This is a genomic window from Lactobacillus porci (genome assembly GCF_009695985.1).
GTDB lineage: Bacteria > Bacillota > Bacilli > Lactobacillales > Lactobacillaceae > Lactobacillus > Lactobacillus absianus.
In genome coordinates this window covers 54322-72035 of sequence record NZ_VUMX01000011.1, presented here as the reverse complement: position 1 = coordinate 72035, position 17714 = coordinate 54322, and the positions used below count along the sequence as shown (strand labels likewise).

Below are 17714 nucleotides of genomic sequence, written 5' to 3'. Positions count from 1 at the left end.
CCTTGTATGATCCTCTGCCATTAAGATAATCGGAAGCAACTTGTACTTTTAATTCGGATGAATATTTGGTCATAAAGATACCCCACAATCGTTAGATGTCTATGTCTAACAATTGTAGGGCACTTCACAATTTCGAGGGTCTTATTTGTTTCACCTTTACTTGTCTAAATGCCCGGCAAACCAGTTGGAAATTTCATGCAGCCGGCGCAGGCGGTTCTCTGGTCGCCCGCTTCTAGACAATTCATGATTTTCGCCATGAAAGACAGTCATTCTGGCTTCCACTCCATTTGACAACAAGGCATGGAACATCTGCATCCCCTCGGCCATCGGGCACCGGTAATCTTCATCCGAGTTCAGGAACAAAGTTGGCGTCGTGACGTTCTTCGCGTACTTGAGCGGTGAGTGGAACCAAACCTTGGCTGGATCGTCATCTTCTGTTGCCCCAACCTGGTCCACGCAGAATTCCGGTGAAATGTCAGACAGGTGCTCAAAGCTGAGCCAGTTGGCGATTGATCTTTGCGATGCCGCGGCCTTGAAGCGGTCGGTGTGTCCGATCACCCAATTGGTCATAAAGCCGCCGTATGACCCGCCAGTGATGCCCATCCGAGTCTGGTCAATGTCCGGGTACTTGGCTAAAACCGCGTCAGTAAACTTCATCAAGTCGTCGTAGTCAACCGTCCCATAGCGCCCGCGCAGGTCGCCGTACTTGTTGCCCTGCCCGTTTGACCCATGGATGTTGCAGAAGAAGACGAAGTAGCCGGCCCCAGCCCAAACCTGCATCTCGTGGAAGAAGATCTTGCTGTAGACGGCTCTAGGTCCGCCGTGGACGTCCAAGATCGCGGGGTACTTTTTCCCAGGCTCATAATCTTTTGGCAAAAGGACCCACCCATGCTGGACGCCGTCTTCACTTGAGTCATATTCCACTTCACTGACCTTGGCCACGTACTTGCCCGCCAGTGCCGCATCGTTGTAGCTGGAGACTTTTTCCGCATAGCCATTTTTGACATGGTAGAATTCCAAGAGCTCATTGGCGAACGCAGCCTCAAGATAGAACTCGTCCTCGCCCACCATCCGGAAGCCCTTGATCAAGCCGTCCGTAGCAAAAAATGGCCTAGCCTCCGTTCCGTCAAAGACATACAATTCATCATGATCTGTCAGGGTCGTCACGAAGTAGAACTTGTCCCCGTAAACGTCGCTGGCATTACCGCCAATGACGCTGCAGTCCCCGGCGATCGCGCTTTGGGCCGTGTCGTCCCAGTGAGCGGCCAGCTCCAGGCCATGATCAGTCAAGCGGTAGAACTCTGGGTTCTCGTTCAAGCCGGTCACCTGGTGGCAGTTGGCCAGCACGTAGGTCTGGCCCTTTAAGGCAAAAATTGCCGACACTTCAACCTGGCCGGCGGGAACCAGTTCCTTGACTGCTTGCGTTGTCGGGTCAAGTTCGTAGATCCCTCCGTCAAATGGCCGCCGGGTCGTGTAGCTGACCCCAACGACGTAGATTTTTTCCCCGCAGACGAAGAAGTCCATGACGGTAAAGTTTGGATCGTCGGCAAACAGGCGGGTCAAGCCGCCCTTCTCCAGGTCCCACAGGTAGAGGCGGTCGCGCAGCTTGTTGATGTAGCCCTGGCCGTTGAAGTAAAATGGCAGCTCGTCCATCACTTGATAGCCGTCATGGCTCTTCTCCGCCAAATCCGCCCGTCTGGACAAGAGCAGGTAGCGCTCGCCCACGCTACCCGCGACCTGGTAGCCATTTTTTGGCAAAAGGGCCAGCTTGACTGGCGCTGCCTGGTCCAGGCCTTGCTGATAGAGCAAGGTCTTGCCCTTGACCGCAGAACTCGCGTAGTAGACTTGGTGTCCGACCAAGGCAAAGCTCTTTTCTTCGCCCAAAGTCGTCAGCCGCTTGAGCGCGCCGTCTTGGTAAAGGTCTAGATAGTTCCAGTAGCCGCTCCCGTCAGCCTTGGCCTGGTTTCTGGCGAAAACCGCCGTCTTCCCCGAAACCCTCAGGTTCCCTAAGCTTACAATGTTGTACAAATCTTCTGCTTTGACTGCTTGCATTCCTGATACCTCCTGCTGTTTTTTATTTCATTATACCAATCTTAAGCGGTTAAGCTGATTTTAATTTTAAAGCAAAAAATCCGCATGCGGCTTCTGTCTGGTTAATTTTGCCAATTAAGCCTATAATTAAGGTAACCGTTTACAATAAAGGAGAAAAATTATGACGCTTAATCCAGCAGTTATCCAAGCAGTTGAGCAGATGCGCGCGAGCTCCAAGCAGCACGATGATTTGCGCGATGCTGATCTGCCAACAGAAATTCCAGAAGTTGAAAGAATCAATGACTTAAGCTACGGGCCTGACCCTAAGTGGCACCTCTTGGACATCTACCTGCCTAAGAAGCGGCAAAGCAAGGTGCCCGTCATCATCAGCATCCACGGCGGCGGCTGGGTCTACGGGACTAAGGAAACCTACCAATTCTACGGAATGGGCCTGGCCAAGGAAGGCTTTGCCTTTGTCAACTTCAACTACCGTCTGGCTCCAGACGTCCAGTTTCCTAGTGAATTAGACGACGTGAACCGCCTGATGCACTGGGTGGGCGAGCACGGGGCTGAATATGACCTGGACACCGACAACGTCTTCTTCGTCGGCGACTCAGCCGGCGGGCAGATGGAAGAACAGTACCTGGCTATTTTGACCAACAGCAAGTTCCGCCAGCTTTTTGGCTACGACTTGCCAAAATTGACGGTCAGAGCCGCGGCTTTAAACTGCGGGGCCTACTTCATGCTGACCCCAGGCTTTACGGATGACGTTCCAGGTGCCTACTTTACCCCAGAGGCCGTTGCCGGCAAGAAAGAGCTCCTGAACACGGAAGAATATCTGACCCAGGACCTGCCGCCGCTGTTCATCATGACGGCCAACCAGGACTTCTTGCATGACAGCGCCGTTCGTCTTGACGGCTACCTTTTGGCCAAGAAGATCCCGCATGAAATTCATATCTACGGCGATCCAGACCACCCACGCGGCCACGTCTTCCACTGCAACCAAAAAGACGACCTGGCCAAGCAGTGCAACCTGGATGAACTGAATTTCTTTAGAAAGTACATGAACAAGTAAACAAAAACCTCCGCCATGGCCAACATTTGATATAACCCCCGAAATTAGGACACTAATTTCGGGGGTTATTTTCATGACTAAATACACTAAAGAAATCAAACTCGCTATCTACCACGAATGGGTAGACGATCATAGAAGAGGCACCTAACTCAGCCGAAAATATGGGATGGAGCGTGGAGGAATCCAATATATTGATTACTACAACAACGTAAGAATCAAAACAGGACGAAAAAACATGATCCCGATTGAATATCGGAATCATGTTTTAACAACCTTAACGGCATAATACTAATTTGTCCCAATTTTGGGGGTCACATCAATCTGTGACGACCTTGCTGGCTTTTTTGTGCTTATCTCTTTTTTACTTTTTCTACTTGAAATGGCTGCTGTAGACCGGTTCTTTGAAGCCCTTCTGTTCTTTAAGCCAGGCAGAACATTGCCTTGCCAGGTCTTCCGTCATCCCTTTCGATGCCGCGATCTGCTCCTGGCTGATTCCATCGACATGAACGCCGGCCGTAATCGTGATGCTGCCAGGTAACTGGTCTTTGATGTTTTCAAAAAATACCTGGGCCAGGAAAATGTCCTTATGGAAGCGGCCGTCATGGCTGAAGAGCTTAACTTCCTTAACTTCCTGGCTGGAAACGTCATAAGTCAAGACCCCACCTAAATGCGGCAGGTCACCGCCTAGCAGGTTGACCAGGAGGTCTTTATTGGCCAGGGTCACTTCTGCCTGGATTTCGTAGCCGGCTTCTTTGACGGTAAAAATCTGCTTCTTGATCATTGCCCTTCCCCCCATCTTTTGGCAAAATTGCTGGCAATGCCCAGATTGTCCAGGACCCGCATGTTGGTTTGGTCCAGCAGGTCCTGGATCGTTTCCGGCCGCCCGTAAAATGAGGGAATTGGGGGCATGATTTGGACGCCCAGTCTGGCCAGTTTTAGGAGGTTTTCCAGATGAATGGCCGACAGGGGAGTTTCCCGCGGCATCAGAATCAACTTTCTTTGCTCCTTGATCATCACCCCGCTGGCCCGCATGATCAGGTCCTGGTCAAAGCCAAAGGCAATCCCGGCTACCGTCTTCATGCTGGCCGGAGCCACCACCATTCCGTTGACTTGGAAAGAGCCTGAAGATATCGCCGCGCCCAGGTTGCCATTGTCTGCCACATGACCGGCCAGGTCTTCCACCTGCTTGACGCTGTAGTCGGTCTCGATTTCAATATTTTTTCTGGCCCAGTCGCTCATGACCAGCCAGGTCTCGATTTCCGGCATGGTCTTGAGTTTTTTGAGCAGGTCGATCCCGTAAATTGACCCGCTGGCCCCGGTCATGGCAATAACGATTCTCTTCATCTCTTCAGTCTTTCTTTAGTCTAAGTACTTCTTCCAGTCTGCTACTTCTTTGAAGTGGGCCCGTTTAAACTGGTCCTTCATGTCAAATGGCACGGTTCCGTCGATCACCGTCTTGGAGCTCATCCCTCTGAAGCGGATAGACTTAGGGTCGTATTCTGGCCGCTCTGACGGGTCGAGTGGGTGGTTCCGCATCCCTGGCAGGACCATGATGTCCATATCTCCTTGGAAGCGGGTATTCATAGTCCAGACGACATCGTTCATGTCAAAAATGTCCACGTCTTCATCGACCAACCAGACCGTCTTCAGCTCCTTGAAGGCGGAGAAGGCCAGGATGGCTGCCTGCCGCTGGATCCCTTCATCAGCTTCATTTTCCTTGTGGATCTGCATGATGGTCATCAGCTTGCCCCCGCCGGCTGGCGGGTTGTAGACATTGACCACCTTGCCTGGAATGGCCTTGTCGACCAGTTCCAGAATTGAAGCTTCAGTTGGTATCCCGGCCATTGACACGTGTTCTTCACTTGGCCCGATCACGCTCTGCATGATTGGTCTGTCTCTGCGGCAAGTTACGGCCTTAACCTTGACCAGGTTGACGGCAGGATTGGCATCCCCGTTATAGCCAGGGAATTCCGGCATGGCGTGGCCGGTATGGGTGTTGATGTCTTCAACGATGGTCTCATTTGGCATAATTTCCGCTTCAATGACGTATTCTGCCCGGGCTAAGGCTTGTTCGTCAACCGCTACCCCGTCAACCAGCTGGACCGGCTCCTGGCGCAGAGCACCGGCTACATCGAGTTCGTCATAGCCCAGCGGAGTTGTTGGCGGTTCAAAAGTTGCCCCGATTGTTACGGCCGGGTCCAGGCCAATGTTGATGGTGATCGGCATCGGCTTGCCCAGCTTTTCGAATTCCTTTTGGAAGTGGCCAATGTGCCGGCCACCTGGCATGATGTACATCCCCATCGTGTCCTTGCCTTCAATGCAGATCCGGTGGATGGTCACGTCAGTCATGGACTTGTCTGGCATTGACCCCTTGACCAGGCCGCAGGTAATGTACGGGCCGGCATCATATTCAGTATTGGTTGGGGCCGGCACTAACTTTCTCAGGTCAAAGTCCGGGTCAGTGGCCAAGTGAACCACTTCTTGAACTGGTGCTTCTTCTTTTGGCACGGTAATCGGGTGAACCGGGTTTTCAACCGCGTCCTTTAAAAAGCGGCCCAGGGTCTGCCAATCATGGTGGAGGATCTTGCCGACCCGTCTTCTGGAAGCCATGAGGCCGATCAGAACCCGGCTGTCTGGAAAGCCCTGCAAGTTGTTGAACATCATGGCCGGACCTTCCTTGGTTGGCCGTTCAACCGTCCCGCCAGCCCCAATGTAGCGGTAGACGCCGGAGATTTCCGCATCCGGGTCAATTGCCAGATCAGTTTCATGGTAGTTTTCCGGGTCGTCAGCGATTTCCCGTAGGACCTTGCGCAGGTCCCAGGGATCAGTAATTTTTTCAGTCATTTTTTCGCGCTCCTTATTGCAAATTTGTCTGTCATTACTGTCATTGTAGATTTTGGGAGCAGGACTTGCAATTCTATGTCGCCAGCGATCTATTCCAGACTGGAATCCTTCATCTCCTGCCAAAAAAGCTCCTGGGCTTGATTGTGCCGCCCCTTCAGCCGGACCAGACAGAGCTGACTGCTGATTGTCTCTTCTAAGTCCAGCCGCTTCATACCGGCCAGCTGGCTGGCAGAAACGGATTTTTTCATCAACAAGGCAATCCCCAGCTGCTGGCGGATCATTTCCAAAATAGCTTCGATCCGCTCTCCCTGGTAAACGAAATTCGGCTCATAGCCGGCTTTTTGGCAGGCAGTGACGATTTTCTTTTCAAAATAGGTCCGTTCACCCAAGGTCAAAAAACGGGCTCCAGCCAGATCTGACAATTTTACCTGCTGTTTTTGAGCCAAGGGAGACTTGCTTGAAACAAACAGAGCCAGTTCATCATCTTCGAAAAGTCAAAGCTGGGATTCATTTTATCATCCCACTTGCGCAGAAAAAGCAGATCTTGGGGCCGGCGGAGCTTTTCGGCCAAGTCTTGGGACTCACCTTCATGAAAAAGCAGGTCAATCTCCGGATGCCGGCCCATAAAGGATGTTACGGCTTTGAAAAAGTCATAATTAGTCACGGTCGGGATCGCGTACAGGTCCAGGGTCTTGGTCTGCTCTTGCCGGCAGGAAGCTACTGCCTGGTCAAACTGCTGGCTGTCCGCTAAAAGGCGCTGGGCATAAGGAAGCAGGTACTCCCCCTCCCGGGTTAAGCGGACTCGGCGGCTGCTTCTTTCAAACAGCTTCATCCCGATCTCTTTCTCCAGAGCCGCGATATGTTTGGAAACCGTACTTTGGCTGGTATACAATTCATCAGCTGTCTGTGAAAAGCTCAAGCTGAAAGCCAGGGATACAAAGGCTTGAATTTTGTCTAACACGCTCTTCTCCATTCTGTTCACTTTTTTGCTTTAGAAAAAATTATCTGCCTTTTCAACTTTTCTGTCAAAAGCAAAAATCGTACCATCAAACAGCAGTCAATGCGGCTTGGCGGAATCGTCGGAGGGGGCACTTCCGTGATAAATAGACTGACTTCTGTTTTTGCACTGCTGTTCAGCTTGCTGGATAGAACCAGTAAAAAAGCAGGCTTGACTTCGGCCAAGCCTGCTTGCGAGAATAAGTTGGTTGTTCTCAGAAGCTGTAGGCTGCGCGTAAGCACTAGCCTATAAAGAACCCCCCGACCTTGGTCAGGGGAGCATGTCATGATCCGTCTTCAAACCAAGTGGCAAAGCAAGCTTAATCCGCCTCTTCCCCCCGGGAACCAAGGATCACGTAGTAGATCTTGCCGAAGTAAGGGTTTTTGACCATATGGGCCACAGCATGCATCTTCAGGCGCCGATGCGTCTTTCTGGTGATCACGTGATAGTCCAGCGTGGCCCGGCCCTCATCCCCGTCGCCAATCTGGGCGTTGCGGCTGGCAATTGTCCGCTCATAGTCCTCTGGCGCCAGCAGCCCCTTGACCGAGCGGCCAACGAACTTGATGAATTCTTCCATATTGTCGCATTCAAGCAAATTCAGCAGCTCTTTATTGGCAAAAAGAATCTTTTCATCTTCCTGCCGGTAGATAAAGAAGGCGCCGGGCAGGTTGACGGCCAGGTCACGCAAGTTGAAGCCCAGTTGCGAGCGGCCCTCTTTGAGCATATTCTCGCTATAGGCCGCCATGGTTCCCTTGCCGGTCGACTTGACCGTGTACAGGGCCATGTCAGCCCGGTTGAGCAGCTCCTCCCGGCTCTTGCCCTGCTCAGGGTAGGCGGCAAAGCCCAGCGAAACCGTATATGGGTACTTTTTGCCATTATGGACAAAAGTCAATTCATGCCGGTAAAGCTTTTGAAAAATAGCCCGCCCTTCCGTCAAGGTCGTGTCCGGCAACAAGACCGCGAACTCGTCGCCCCCGTTGCGGCAAACCAGGCCTTGGCCGCCAAAATCGGCCCGCAATACCTGGGCAACGGCTTTTAGGGCCTCATCCCCGGCTTCATGGCCATAGAGGTCGTTAATGTACTTGAAGTCGTCAATGTCAATAATGGCCCCAACGGCCGGCTCACTTGGGTGACTCTCTAGATGCTTGCTGGCATCCCGGTCAAAAGCCTGCCGGCTCATCAAGCCCGTCAGGTAGTCCGTATTGACCAGCTTGGCTAGGTTCTTTCCCCGCTCTATGTAGTTTAATAGCAAACAGGCCAGCAGACTGTTGACGACCGCTATCGTGAAGCCCAAGGCCAGCCCGCCTTTGATCTGCCCTGGCATGGTGCCCGCGTCCTTGCGGCAGGTCTCCAGCTTCCAGCTGCATCCCCCTAATTTGAAGGTCACGCTGGCCTGGGCCGGCTTTTGTCCCATAGTGGAGTTCATCTGCTGAAAGTCACCACCAGTCACGTGGGTCTTTGACAGCCGATAGTAGTAGCTCAAGCTGTCCAGGTTTTTAAAAGTCTTCTTAAAAAGCCTGCTCTGCTTGATCGTGACCACCGTGTAGCCCCAAAACTTTCCCTTGATAAAAATCGGCTTGCAAATCAGAATGCCTTTGCCAATATTCTTCAATTTCGCTGGACCAATAATCCCGGTCAGCCGCTTTCTCCGGCAATAGTTCAAGTCTTTATCAGCTTGGCTGCCCTTCTGCAGGTCTGAGGGCACTATCTCTGTCTTGCCCCGGAGTACCCTGACCGTCTGCCCCTGATGGACCAGCTGCATGGAGTGAATATTGGGGTACTTCTTGATCATGTAGCGGGCAGTTTTGGCAACTCTGTCAACTGCCCCGCTGTTGCCAACTACCCCCGCGTCAATGGCTTCTGCCACGTTGACCCCATCTTCCAGGTCATTCTTAAAATAGTCGCAGGCAATCTGGGCATTCAGCTCGGTCTTGGCCAAGTGGCGCTGATCGATGCTGGCCCATTCCAGCTTGCAAAAAATGCCAGTGACCGCCAGGCTGACCGCAAAGACCAGCAAGACGATCCCTAGCCACTTCCACTCTCTCTTCATTCTTCCAAATTTCCAATCAACTATAATTTTTCCTGTATATAATCATTATATTCCACTCGAATCAAGTCTGACAAACCATTTTGTTCTTTTAATTATTGGACAAAACCGATTAATTAATCTTAAGCAATAAAAAGGGCAGCTTCACGTGGAAGCTGTCCTTCTGTTACCGAAGTTATCTAAGTTAGTGAGAGAAAAAAATCGTGGCGATTTTGAAAATAAATGCTATCTGTTGAGGTATTTGCTATCTAATATATATGCTAATTTCCCATAAATTACTACTCAAAGTGCTCTATCACTTGATATATCAACCTTTTAGAGGATTTCGTTGAGTTTAAGTTATAACTCAAAAAATATTATCTTAAACTTCGAAAAAAGCCGTAATAGTAGGCTTCTTAGACATTGAGTTGTAAAATCCTGGGAAGTTAGCAATATACTATCTTTACTCCTTGTCGGTCGCTTTAAAATGATACATCTTGGCCGCGAAGTCCTTGTGCGAAGCGGCTGGATCATAGAAGCCCAGGTTCATCAGCTCATCCCCACCGTAGACCTTGCCGGTGGCCAGGTCTTCGTAGTTCTTGTCTGGGTCAAGCCCGGCCAGCTTGGTCTTAGTCAGGTATGGCTGAGCGTAGGACATGATGTTGACCGTCGTAACCACGGCTTCATTCTGGTCATCGCTGACCGTCATCCAAGCGGCCTCGTTGCTGTCAAGCGGTGCCTTCAAGGTGTAGAACTTGCCGTATTGGACCAGCTCACGGATCTGCTTGTAGTCAGCCACCTGCTCTTTGACCGCGGCCTTGTCTTCATCAGACATCTTGGTCAAGTCCAATTCATAGCCCAAGTCGCCGAACATGGCCACGGCGCCTCTGGTGTCAAATGGCGTGATCCGCCCGTTTTGCTCGTTTGGCGAAACGGAAACGTGGGAGGTCATCATTGACTGCGGGTAGACCAGGCTGGTGCCGTATTGGATGACCAGGCGGGCAATCGCGTCGCTGTTGTCGCTGGCCCAGATTTGCGGGCAGTAGTAGGCCATGCCGATGTCAAAGCGGCCACCGCCGCCTGAGCAGCCTTCTAGCAGGATGTCTGAGTAGCGGTCAACCAAGCGCTCAGCCAGGTCATACAGGCCCAGGACGTAGCGGTGGTAGGTCTCCCCTTGCTGATCAGCCGGCAGGTCGCTTTCATAGATGTCAGACAGGTGCCGGTTCATGTCCCATTTGATGTAATCCACGCTGCCGCCGTCAAGGATCTTGGTCATCTGGTCAAAAATATTGTCGCGGACTTCCTTGCGGCCCAGGTCCAAGACGTACTGGTTCCGGGACGGGCTTGGCTTTCTGCCAGGCACGTGCATCAAGTAGTCAGGGTGAGCCCGGTAAAGGTCGGAGTCAAAGGAGATCATTTCCGGCTCAAACCACAGGCCGAACTTCAAGCCTTGCCCATGAACGTAGTCGGCAAAGTGCTCCAAGCCTTGCGGGAACTTCTTCTCGTAGACCTGCCAGTCGCCCAAGGAGCTGTTGTCGTCATCGCGGTGGCCAAACCAGCCATCGTCCAGAACGAACATTTCAATGCCCAATTTTTTAGCTTCATCGACGATTGACTTCAGCTTGTCTTCCGTAAAGTCAAAGTAAGTTGCTTCCCAGTTGTTGACCAGGATTGGCCGCGGCGACCGCTTGAACTTGCTGCGGATTACCCGGTCCAAAATCACGCTGTGGTAAGTCTGGCTCATCCCGTTCAAGCCGGCGTTTGAGTAGACCAGCAAGACTTCTGGCGTTTGGAAGCTGGCGCCTGGAGTCAGCTTCCAGGAGAAGTTGTACTCGTTGATCCCAACCGTGACGTGCAGTTGGTCCAGCTGGTCCTTTTCCAGCTCAAATTCATGGTTGCCTGAGTAGACCAAGGCCAAGCCCCAGGCATCCCCGCTGAATTCATCCGTCTTCGGGTCAACCAAAGCGACGAATGGGTTCATCTGGTGGCTGGAAGTGCCGCGGCGGGATTCAAAGACGTGGCGGCCTTGAGTCAAGCGGCTTCTTTGCGGGTGGCGCTCATTGACGTGGGCCCCAGGCAAGGTGATGGCTTCCAAGTCCCGGCCAACCAGGTCCATCTGCATGGAAGCAGCCTTTTCCAGGCGGACGCTTTCCTTGCCCTTGTTGACGACCCGGACGCTGCGGGCGATCACGCCGCGGTCACGGTAGATCGTATAGAGCAAGTCGTATTCAAGGCCGGTCAAGTCGTCAGCCAGCTTGACCGTCAAGGTTTCTGCTTCATCATCATTCTCAACGTAGGCAGCTGGCAGGCCTGGCAATTTTGGCTTGCCTGGCGCGATCTCATAGCCGGCGTAGTGCAGGAAGACCGCGTTTGACCCGTTGGCTTGGCGGACAATGGTGGCTGGTGAGTGGTAGTCCATTTCCCCGGCCCCGCTGTATTCCTTAGGCAAGGTGTCCCGGGAAAAAGTCCGGTCCAAGTCGCCTGGCAGGTTGCCGGAGAAGCCGCGGTCAAGTCTTGGATAGGTTAATTCCCCGTGGTAGCCTCTGACCCGCTTGCCGAAGTACAAGTGGCTCAAGGTGCCGCCTTTAACGACGGAGAAGATGTAAGAAATTTCCTGGTTGTGCAGGTGGAAGACCTGCTGCTTTTCATCAAATTCGATCAACTCAGACATTTTTATCACCTAGATTATCTATGCTTTCCTATTTCTCATCTTGTTGAATTTATCTTTTTTGGCAAACGGATGCTTTATTCGATTTCCATAATTGGATCGCCGGCTGCCCTTAACCTCTGCGGATTTGGCAACTTTCTTTATTCCGAATTCTACCAAAGCCAAAAGAACCGTACTACCCAAATTTTGAATAATACGGTTCTTTTTAAATTTCAAGTTCTTAACTTAATGACATTGGGAATTAGCTCCCAGCCTTTTGGCTAGTTTTTTGACCTTAGTCGACAAACTTTACCGCAGTCCCATAGGCAACGACGGACTGCATATCCCCGCCGATAGATCCTGAGTCAAACCGCATCATGACGACCGCGTCGGCCCCCACGCCTTCAGCTTCTTCCCGCAGACGATCCAAGGCCACTTCTCTAGATTCCTTCAGCATCTTGGTGTAGGCTTTGATTTCGCCGCCAATCATGCTCTTCAAGCCCGCACCGAAGTCAGACGCAAAGTTCTTGGACTGGGTGGTGACCCCGAAAACATCCCCGATCACTTCATACTTGCGGCCAGGGATATTTTCCGTCGTTACAACTAACATTTTGTTTTCCATGTCTATACCTCGCTTTATCTTATAATTTCAGTTTGATATTAGCACAATTTAGTCGCTTTTTACATTGGCTAAACTAAAAAGGCTGCACCAACGCATGTACGTTGATGCAGCCTTTTTCGGCTTTCACCGGTAAATTTTCCATTCTTTAGTTGGCTGGGAAGTAGTCTTGCAGCTGGTCGATGTGGTGCTTCAGCTTCTTGACGGCCTTAGCCTCAATCTGCCGCACCCGTTCCCGAGTAACCCCGAGCTGCCGGCCAACTTCTTCCAAAGTATGCGGCTCGTCGTTCTCCAGCCCGAAGCGCAGGCGCAAAACCGTTGCTTCCCGGTCAGTCAAATATTCGCCCATCATCCCTGAAAGCTGGTCCTTCAGCATTTCGAAGGCCGTGAATTCTTCCGGGTTGACCGCCTTATTGTCTTCCAAAAGGTCCCCCAATTGTGAGTCCCCTTCTTCGCCAACCGGCTTGTCCAGCGAATCGGTCTCCTGGTTCTTGGCGACCGTGATGATTTCGTGGACCTTAGCCACCGGCTCGTTCATTTCCGCGGCCAATTCCTCTGGCTTGGCGTCCCGGTCCAGGTCCTGCTGCAGGGTCCGCTGGATCCGGTTCATCTTGTTGATGCTTTCAACGACGTGCACCGGAATTCTGATCATCCGGTCCTGGTCAGCCAAGGCCCGGGTAATGGCCTGGCGAATCCACCAGGTCGCGTAGGTTGAGAACTTGAAGCCCTTGGAGTAGTCGAACTTGTCGACCGCCTTCATCAAGCCGATGTTGCCTTCCTGGATCAAGTCCAAAATCCCCATCTTGCCGTTGTGCTTGGCATAACGCTTGGCAATGGAGACCACCAGCCGCAGGTTGGCCGCGGCCAGCTCATCTTTGGCGGATTCATCCCCCGCCTCGATCCGCTTGGCTACGGCCACTTCTTCGTCTCTGGACAAAAGCGGCACCTTGCCGATCTCTTTCAGGTACATCCGCACTGAGTCGTAGACCCGCTCGCTTTCGCTTGCAGCCTGGGCCTTTTCAGCCGCTTCGGCCTGCTCGGACGCTTCCTGCACCTGCAAAGAGAGACTGGAAGGCTCGCCCTTTTCATCGACGATGCTGATGCCGCTGTCCTCGAACTTGTTGACCAGCTTGGCTACCTCATCCTTGCTGAGCTCATACGGCACGACCAAGCGTGCCTTAAAGTCGTTCTCGCTGATCTGGCCGCTCTTTTTCACGCCCGAAATTACCAGCTTGACTGCCTTCTGCAGTGGAAAATCATTTACGTTAGAAGCATTTCTTTCTGCCATTCAATCCGCCCTGTTCATCTAACTTTTTCATTCGTCTATTCCAAAAAGTCCCGCAATTGATTGCTCCGACTTGGGTGACGCAACTTTCTTAACGCCTTGGCTTCAATCTGCCGGATCCGCTCGCGCGTGACGCCAAAGACGCGGCCAACTTCCTCCAAAGTCCGGGGGTTGTCGTCGTCTAAGCCAAACCGCAGGCGCAATACGTTCTCCTCACGGTCGGTCAAGGTGTCCAAGACCTCAGCCAGCTGGGTCTTCAGCATCTCTGAAGCCGCGTGCTGCTCGGGACTGGTGGCGTCCTTGTCCTCAATGAAGTCGCCCAGGTGGGAATCGTCTTCCTCGCCAATTGGCGTCTCAAGTGAGACTGGCTCTTGCGCGATCTTCAAGATCTCCCGGACCTTCTTGGTCGGCAGGTTCATTTCCGCCCCAATCTCCTCTGGGACCGGATCCCGGCCTAAGTCTTGAAGCAATTGTCTTTGGATTCTGATCAGCTTGTTGATCGTCTCCACCATGTGCACGGGAATTCTAATCGTTCTGGCTTGATCGGCAATCGCCCGCGTGATCGCTTGCCGGATCCACCAAGTGGCATAAGTTGAAAACTTAAAGCCCAAACGGTAGTCAAATTTGTCTACGGCTTTCATCAAGCCCATATTTCCTTCTTGAATCAAGTCGAGGAAGCTCATGCCGCGGCCCACGTAGCGCTTGGCAATGGAAACCACCAAACGCAGGTTGGCGTTGGTCAATTCGTCCTTGGCTTCCTGGTCGCCGGCTTCGATCCGCTTGGCCAAAGCCACTTCTTCGTCCCCGCTCAAAAGGGCAACGCGGCCAATCTTCTTCAGATACTGACGAACTGGGTCATTCATCCGGCTGCCAGGCGCGGACAAGTGCTCCAGTTCGGCCTTCTCAACATTCTTCTGCTTGTTGAGGGCCAGCTTAGACGGCTCGCCATTTTCGTCAACAATACTGATCCCATTGTCTTCAAATTCCTGGACAAGCTGGTCGACCGCTTTGCCTTCAAGCTGGTAAGGTTCGATCAAACGCGCGGTGAAATCCGTGTCAGTGATTTCCTTGCTCTTCTTGACATCCTTAACAACCAATTTGACCGCGTCAGCTAAAGGCAGCTTTTGGCTAGCTTTGTCTGACGTCTTTGCTTTGTCTGCCATTTAATCGCCTTCACTCTAATATCTAAAACCGATGACTTAATTCTTCTGCCCGATTAATCCAAAAAGTCACGCAGCTGGTTGCTCCGGCTTGGGTGGCGGAGCTTGCGCAAGGCCTTGGCCTCAATCTGGCGAATCCGCTCGCGCGTGACGTTGAAGACGCGGCCGACTTCTTCCAAGGTCCGCGTCTTTCCGTCATCCAGGCCAAAACGCAGGCGCAGGACGTTCTCCTCGCGGTCAGTCAAGGTATCCAGCACCTCCGCCAGTTGCTCTTTCAGCATTTCATTGGCAGCGTGCTGCTCGGGACTGGTGGCATCCTTGTCCTCAATGAAGTCGCCCAGATGGGAGTCGTCCTCTTCCCCGATTGGGGTTTCCAAGGAGACTGGCTCTTGGGCAATCTTCAAGATGTCCCGGACCTTCTTGACCGGCAGGTCCATCTCCGCCGCGATCTCTTCCGGCACAGCATCCCGCCCCAGATCCTGGAGGAGCTGGCGCTGGATCCGGATCAGCTTGTTGATGGTTTCCACCATGTGGACTGGAATCCGGATGGTCCGCGCCTGGTCGGCAATCGCCCGGGTAATGGCCTGGCGAATCCACCAAGTCGCGTAGGTCGAGAACTTGAAGCCCAGACGGTAGTCAAACTTGTCGACCGCCTTCATCAAGCCCATGTTCCCCTCCTGAATCAGGTCCAGGAAGTTCATCCCCCGGCCCACGTAGCGCTTGGCAATGGACACGACCAGGCGCAGGTTGGCTTCCGCCAGTTCCTGCTTGGCCTCTTCATCCCCGGCTTCGATCCGCTTGGCCAGGGCAATCTCCTCATCAGCCGTCAGCAGGCTGACGCGGCCGATCTCCTTTAAATACATCCGGACCGGGTCATTCATCCGCACGCTGCTTGGCGCGGCCAGATTGTCCAGCTCGGCCTTTTCCACGTGCTTCTGCTTGGTCAGGGCCAGCTTGGACGGCTTGCCTGCTTCATCGACGATGCTGATGCCATTGTCTTCAAACTCCTGTACCAGCTGGTCGACCGCCTTGCCTTGGAGGCCATAAGGGGTCAGCAAGCGGGCGGTAAAGTCCTTCTCCGTGATCTGCTTGCTCTTCTTGACGCCCTCGACCACCTGCTTGACTGCCTGGTCCAGGGTCATGTCGTTCTTTGGAACGCTATTTGCTTCTGCCACTTAAGCCCTCCTCTTCTTCTTTCTTCAGCTGCCGCAAGCGCAGGATCTGCTGGGTCAGGGTCAAAAGGGACTGGGAATCCCCCTTGCGCCGGGCCTCTTCGATCTGCTGCTGCAGCTTGCCGATCTCCTCGTCAATCTTGCAGAGGTTGATCGCCGCAACCTGCTCATCAAGCTCGCCGAGAGTAATTTCACCTGGCATTTGTGCCATATCAGTACTAACAATTATACTCTGAAGTTGCTCTGGAACAAAATCTAAGAACCCAGAGAGAGAAATCTTGTCGTGCGTCTCCACGTAGTCCAGCCAAGCCGTGGCGGCCTGCTGGTATTCCGGACTGGGGAAGACGAAGCCGTTCTTCAGCAGGTAGCTTCTGGCCTCATCTGAGCCAATGTAGGCATACAGCAGGCGCTGCTGGGCCTTTTCCGCCTTAGGCGGGATCTGGCTGACCTGGCTTTCAGGCGGCAGGATCTCGGCATAAGGCAGCTGCTCAGGGGGCATTTCGCCCTGCATCTGACTGGTATGCTGCTTGACCCGCCTTTGCCGGCGTCTGGCCCGGGACAGGCTGGCCTTCAAGGCGTCGGTCGAGACGCCAGACTCCTTGCCCAGGCGCTGCAGGTAGATGTCTTGTTCGACGGGACTGGCCAGGGAGGCAATTTCCGTCATGGCATCATTCAGGTAGGCCATCTTTTCGCGCTCATTGTTCAGATTGTACTTCTGCTTCAAGCGCAGGAGGTAGAAGTCGGTCGGGCTGATCGCCCCCTTGATCTCTTGCTGGTAGCGCTCAGGCCCGTACTTCTTGACGTATTCGTCCGGGTCCAGCTTCTCAGGCAGGACCACGATCCCCAGGTTGAAATTGCCAGCCTGCTTAAACAGGCCCACGGCCCGCTCAGCCGCGCTGACGCCAGGGGCATCCCCGTCGTAGTTGATCACCACGTTATTCGTGATCCGCCGGATCATGTACACCTGGTCCTGGGTCAGGCTGGTCCCCATGGAGGCAATCCCGGACTTGATCCCGGCCTTGTAGGCGGAGACCACGTCCATGTGTCCTTCAAACAGGATCAGGTGCCCCTCTTTTCTGGCCACTTTCTTGGCTTCAGAAAAGTGAAAAAGCAGCTTGGACTTGGTAAAGATGCTGGTCTCGGGACTGTTCAGGTACTTGGGTTCCTTGTCATTGTTTGAGATCCGCCGCCCGGAAAAAGCCACCGGGTGTCCGGTCTCATCCTTCATCGGGAACATCAGCCGGTCTCTGAAGCGGTCAAACAAGCGGCCATCCTGGCTTTGGACGAACAAGCCGCTTTCAATCAGCTGCTCTTCGCTGTAGCCCTTCTCTTTTAAAAAGGTATAGAGGACGTCGCCGTTGCCTGGGGCGTAGCCGATGTCAAAGTGCTTGAGCAGGTCCTCGTCCAGTTCCCGCTCCTTGGCATAGCTGAGCCCGCGCTCCCCGATCCTGGTGGTCATCAGGATCTGGTGGTAAAAGTCCGCCGCGTCCTTGTGCATGCTCACCAGGGGGTTCTGCTGAACAGGCTCATTGTTGTAGGAAGCGGGCATGGGAATGTTGGCCATTTCCGCAACCCGCTCCACGCTCTCGGGAAAAGTCAGCTCTTCCTTCTCCATCATGAACTTGAAGACGTTGCCGCCCCGGTGGCAGCCAAAGCAGTAGAAGAACTGCTTCTGCTGGTTCACGGAAAAAGAAGGGGTCTTTTCTTGATGAAAAGGGCAAAGACCAACATAGTCTTTGCCCCTCTTCTCAAGTGACACGTACTGGCCGATTACGTCTACGATGTCGACGCTGTCCCGAACTTCATTGATAAAATCTTCCGGAATCCTGCCAGCCATTCAATCACCCTTTTGTTCTGC

General features: G+C 53.0%; 14 protein-coding genes and 1 pseudogene. 2 read left to right on the top strand and 13 right to left on the bottom strand.

Annotation, left to right across the window (positions count from 1 at the left end):
- Positions 1-156 precede the first annotated feature (156 nt).
- The gene (locus FYJ62_RS05375) at positions 157-2052 is read right to left on the bottom strand and encodes a S9 family peptidase (RefSeq protein WP_154548485.1); all 1896 of its coding nucleotides are present in this window, start codon (positions 2050-2052) and stop codon (positions 157-159) included.
- A 160-nt stretch (positions 2053-2212) separates the two neighbouring features.
- Here FYJ62_RS05375 and FYJ62_RS05370 point away from each other — a divergent pair, with 160 nt between their 5' ends.
- Together FYJ62_RS05370 and FYJ62_RS11065 are read left to right on the top strand one after the other, a co-directional pair.
- Entirely contained in the window at positions 2213-3106 is an 894-nt protein-coding gene (locus FYJ62_RS05370; protein ID WP_154548483.1) for an alpha/beta hydrolase, read from the top strand.
- Between the two features lie 184 nt (positions 3107-3290).
- A pseudogene (locus FYJ62_RS11065) lies at positions 3291-3392 on the top strand (IS3 family transposase); the annotation flags it as partial.
- Positions 3393-3476: 84 nt separating this feature from the next.
- Here the strand turns inward: FYJ62_RS11065 and lpdD are convergent.
- The 12 genes from lpdD to dnaG form a co-directional block, all read right to left on the bottom strand.
- The gene (gene lpdD / locus FYJ62_RS05360; protein WP_154548481.1) at positions 3477-3887 is read right to left on the bottom strand and encodes a prenylated flavin chaperone LpdD; all 411 of its coding nucleotides are present in this window, start codon (positions 3885-3887) and stop codon (positions 3477-3479) included.
- Positions 3884-4450 carry a UbiX family flavin prenyltransferase gene (locus FYJ62_RS05355; protein WP_154548479.1) on the bottom strand — a complete coding sequence of 189 codons (567 nt, stop codon included), beginning with the start codon at positions 4448-4450 and terminating at the stop codon, positions 3884-3886. Before FYJ62_RS05355 ends, lpdD begins: the two co-directional genes overlap by 4 nt.
- Before the next feature lie 15 nt (positions 4451-4465).
- Positions 4466-5950, bottom strand: coding sequence for a UbiD family decarboxylase (locus tag FYJ62_RS05350; protein ID WP_154548477.1), 1485 nt, complete (start codon positions 5948-5950; stop codon positions 4466-4468).
- A gap of 89 nt (positions 5951-6039) precedes the next feature.
- On the bottom strand, positions 6040-6396 hold the full coding sequence (locus FYJ62_RS05345) for a LysR family transcriptional regulator substrate-binding protein (protein WP_195837396.1): 357 nt from the start codon (positions 6394-6396) through the stop codon (positions 6040-6042).
- On the bottom strand, positions 6375-6911 hold the full coding sequence (locus FYJ62_RS10610; RefSeq protein WP_195837395.1) for a LysR family transcriptional regulator: 537 nt from the start codon (positions 6909-6911) through the stop codon (positions 6375-6377). The genes FYJ62_RS05345 and FYJ62_RS10610 overlap by 22 nt, the downstream gene beginning before the upstream one ends.
- Positions 6912-7266: 355 nt before the next feature.
- Positions 7267-8997 carry a sensor domain-containing diguanylate cyclase gene (locus FYJ62_RS05330; protein WP_154548471.1) on the bottom strand — a complete coding sequence of 577 codons (1731 nt, stop codon included), beginning with the start codon at positions 8995-8997 and terminating at the stop codon, positions 7267-7269.
- 439 nt (positions 8998-9436) lie between these two features.
- Positions 9437-11644, bottom strand: a complete 2208-nt coding sequence (locus tag FYJ62_RS05325) for an alpha-galactosidase (protein ID WP_154548469.1) — start codon at positions 11642-11644, stop codon at positions 9437-9439.
- 271 nt (positions 11645-11915) lie between these two features.
- Positions 11916-12242: a heavy metal-binding domain-containing protein gene (locus FYJ62_RS05320; RefSeq protein WP_154548467.1), complete on the bottom strand. Its 327-nt coding sequence runs from the start codon at positions 12240-12242 to the stop codon at positions 11916-11918.
- A 145-nt stretch (positions 12243-12387) separates the two neighbouring features.
- Positions 12388-13527, bottom strand: coding sequence for a sigma-70 family RNA polymerase sigma factor (locus FYJ62_RS05315; protein WP_154548465.1), 1140 nt, complete (start codon positions 13525-13527; stop codon positions 12388-12390).
- Positions 13528-13562: 35 nt separating this feature from the next.
- Complete coding sequence (rpoD, locus tag FYJ62_RS05310; protein WP_154548463.1) at positions 13563-14687, bottom strand: RNA polymerase sigma factor RpoD; 1125 nt, start codon at positions 14685-14687, stop codon at positions 13563-13565.
- Between the two features lie 53 nt (positions 14688-14740).
- On the bottom strand, positions 14741-15826 hold the full coding sequence (gene rpoD, locus FYJ62_RS05305) for an RNA polymerase sigma factor RpoD (RefSeq protein ID WP_154548491.1): 1086 nt from the start codon (positions 15824-15826) through the stop codon (positions 14741-14743).
- 16 nt (positions 15827-15842) lie between these two features.
- A complete protein-coding gene (gene dnaG, locus FYJ62_RS05300) occupies positions 15843-17693 on the bottom strand; it encodes a DNA primase (protein WP_154548461.1) in 1851 nt (616 codons plus the stop codon).
- Positions 17694-17714: the final 21 nt, after the last annotated feature.

Bases quoted from the DNA above. Each gene is read 5' to 3' on its own strand.
- FYJ62_RS05370 (WP_154548483.1), top strand. From the start codon at position 2,213: ATGACGCTTAATCCAGCAGTTATCCAAGCAGTTGAGCAGATGCGCGCG.
- rpoD (WP_154548491.1), bottom strand. From the start codon at position 15,826: ATGACCCTGGACCAGGCAGTCAAGCAGGTGGTCGAGGGCGTCAAGAAG.
- FYJ62_RS05375 (WP_154548485.1), bottom strand. From the start codon at position 2,052: ATGCAAGCAGTCAAAGCAGAAGATTTGTACAACATTGTAAGCTTAGGG.
- FYJ62_RS05325 (WP_154548469.1), bottom strand. From the start codon at position 11,644: ATGTCTGAGTTGATCGAATTTGATGAAAAGCAGCAGGTCTTCCACCTG.
- FYJ62_RS05315 (WP_154548465.1), bottom strand. From the start codon at position 13,527: ATGGCAGAAAGAAATGCTTCTAACGTAAATGATTTTCCACTGCAGAAG.
- rpoD (WP_154548463.1), bottom strand. From the start codon at position 14,687: ATGGCAGACAAAGCAAAGACGTCAGACAAAGCTAGCCAAAAGCTGCCT.
- FYJ62_RS05330 (WP_154548471.1), bottom strand. From the start codon at position 8,997: ATGAAGAGAGAGTGGAAGTGGCTAGGGATCGTCTTGCTGGTCTTTGCG.
- FYJ62_RS05350 (WP_154548477.1), bottom strand. From the start codon at position 5,950: ATGACTGAAAAAATTACTGATCCCTGGGACCTGCGCAAGGTCCTACGG.
- FYJ62_RS05320 (WP_154548467.1), bottom strand. From the start codon at position 12,242: ATGGAAAACAAAATGTTAGTTGTAACGACGGAAAATATCCCTGGCCGC.
- lpdD (WP_154548481.1), bottom strand. From the start codon at position 3,887: ATGATCAAGAAGCAGATTTTTACCGTCAAAGAAGCCGGCTACGAAATC.
- FYJ62_RS05355 (WP_154548479.1), bottom strand. From the start codon at position 4,450: ATGAAGAGAATCGTTATTGCCATGACCGGGGCCAGCGGGTCAATTTAC.
- dnaG (WP_154548461.1), bottom strand. From the start codon at position 17,693: ATGGCTGGCAGGATTCCGGAAGATTTTATCAATGAAGTTCGGGACAGC.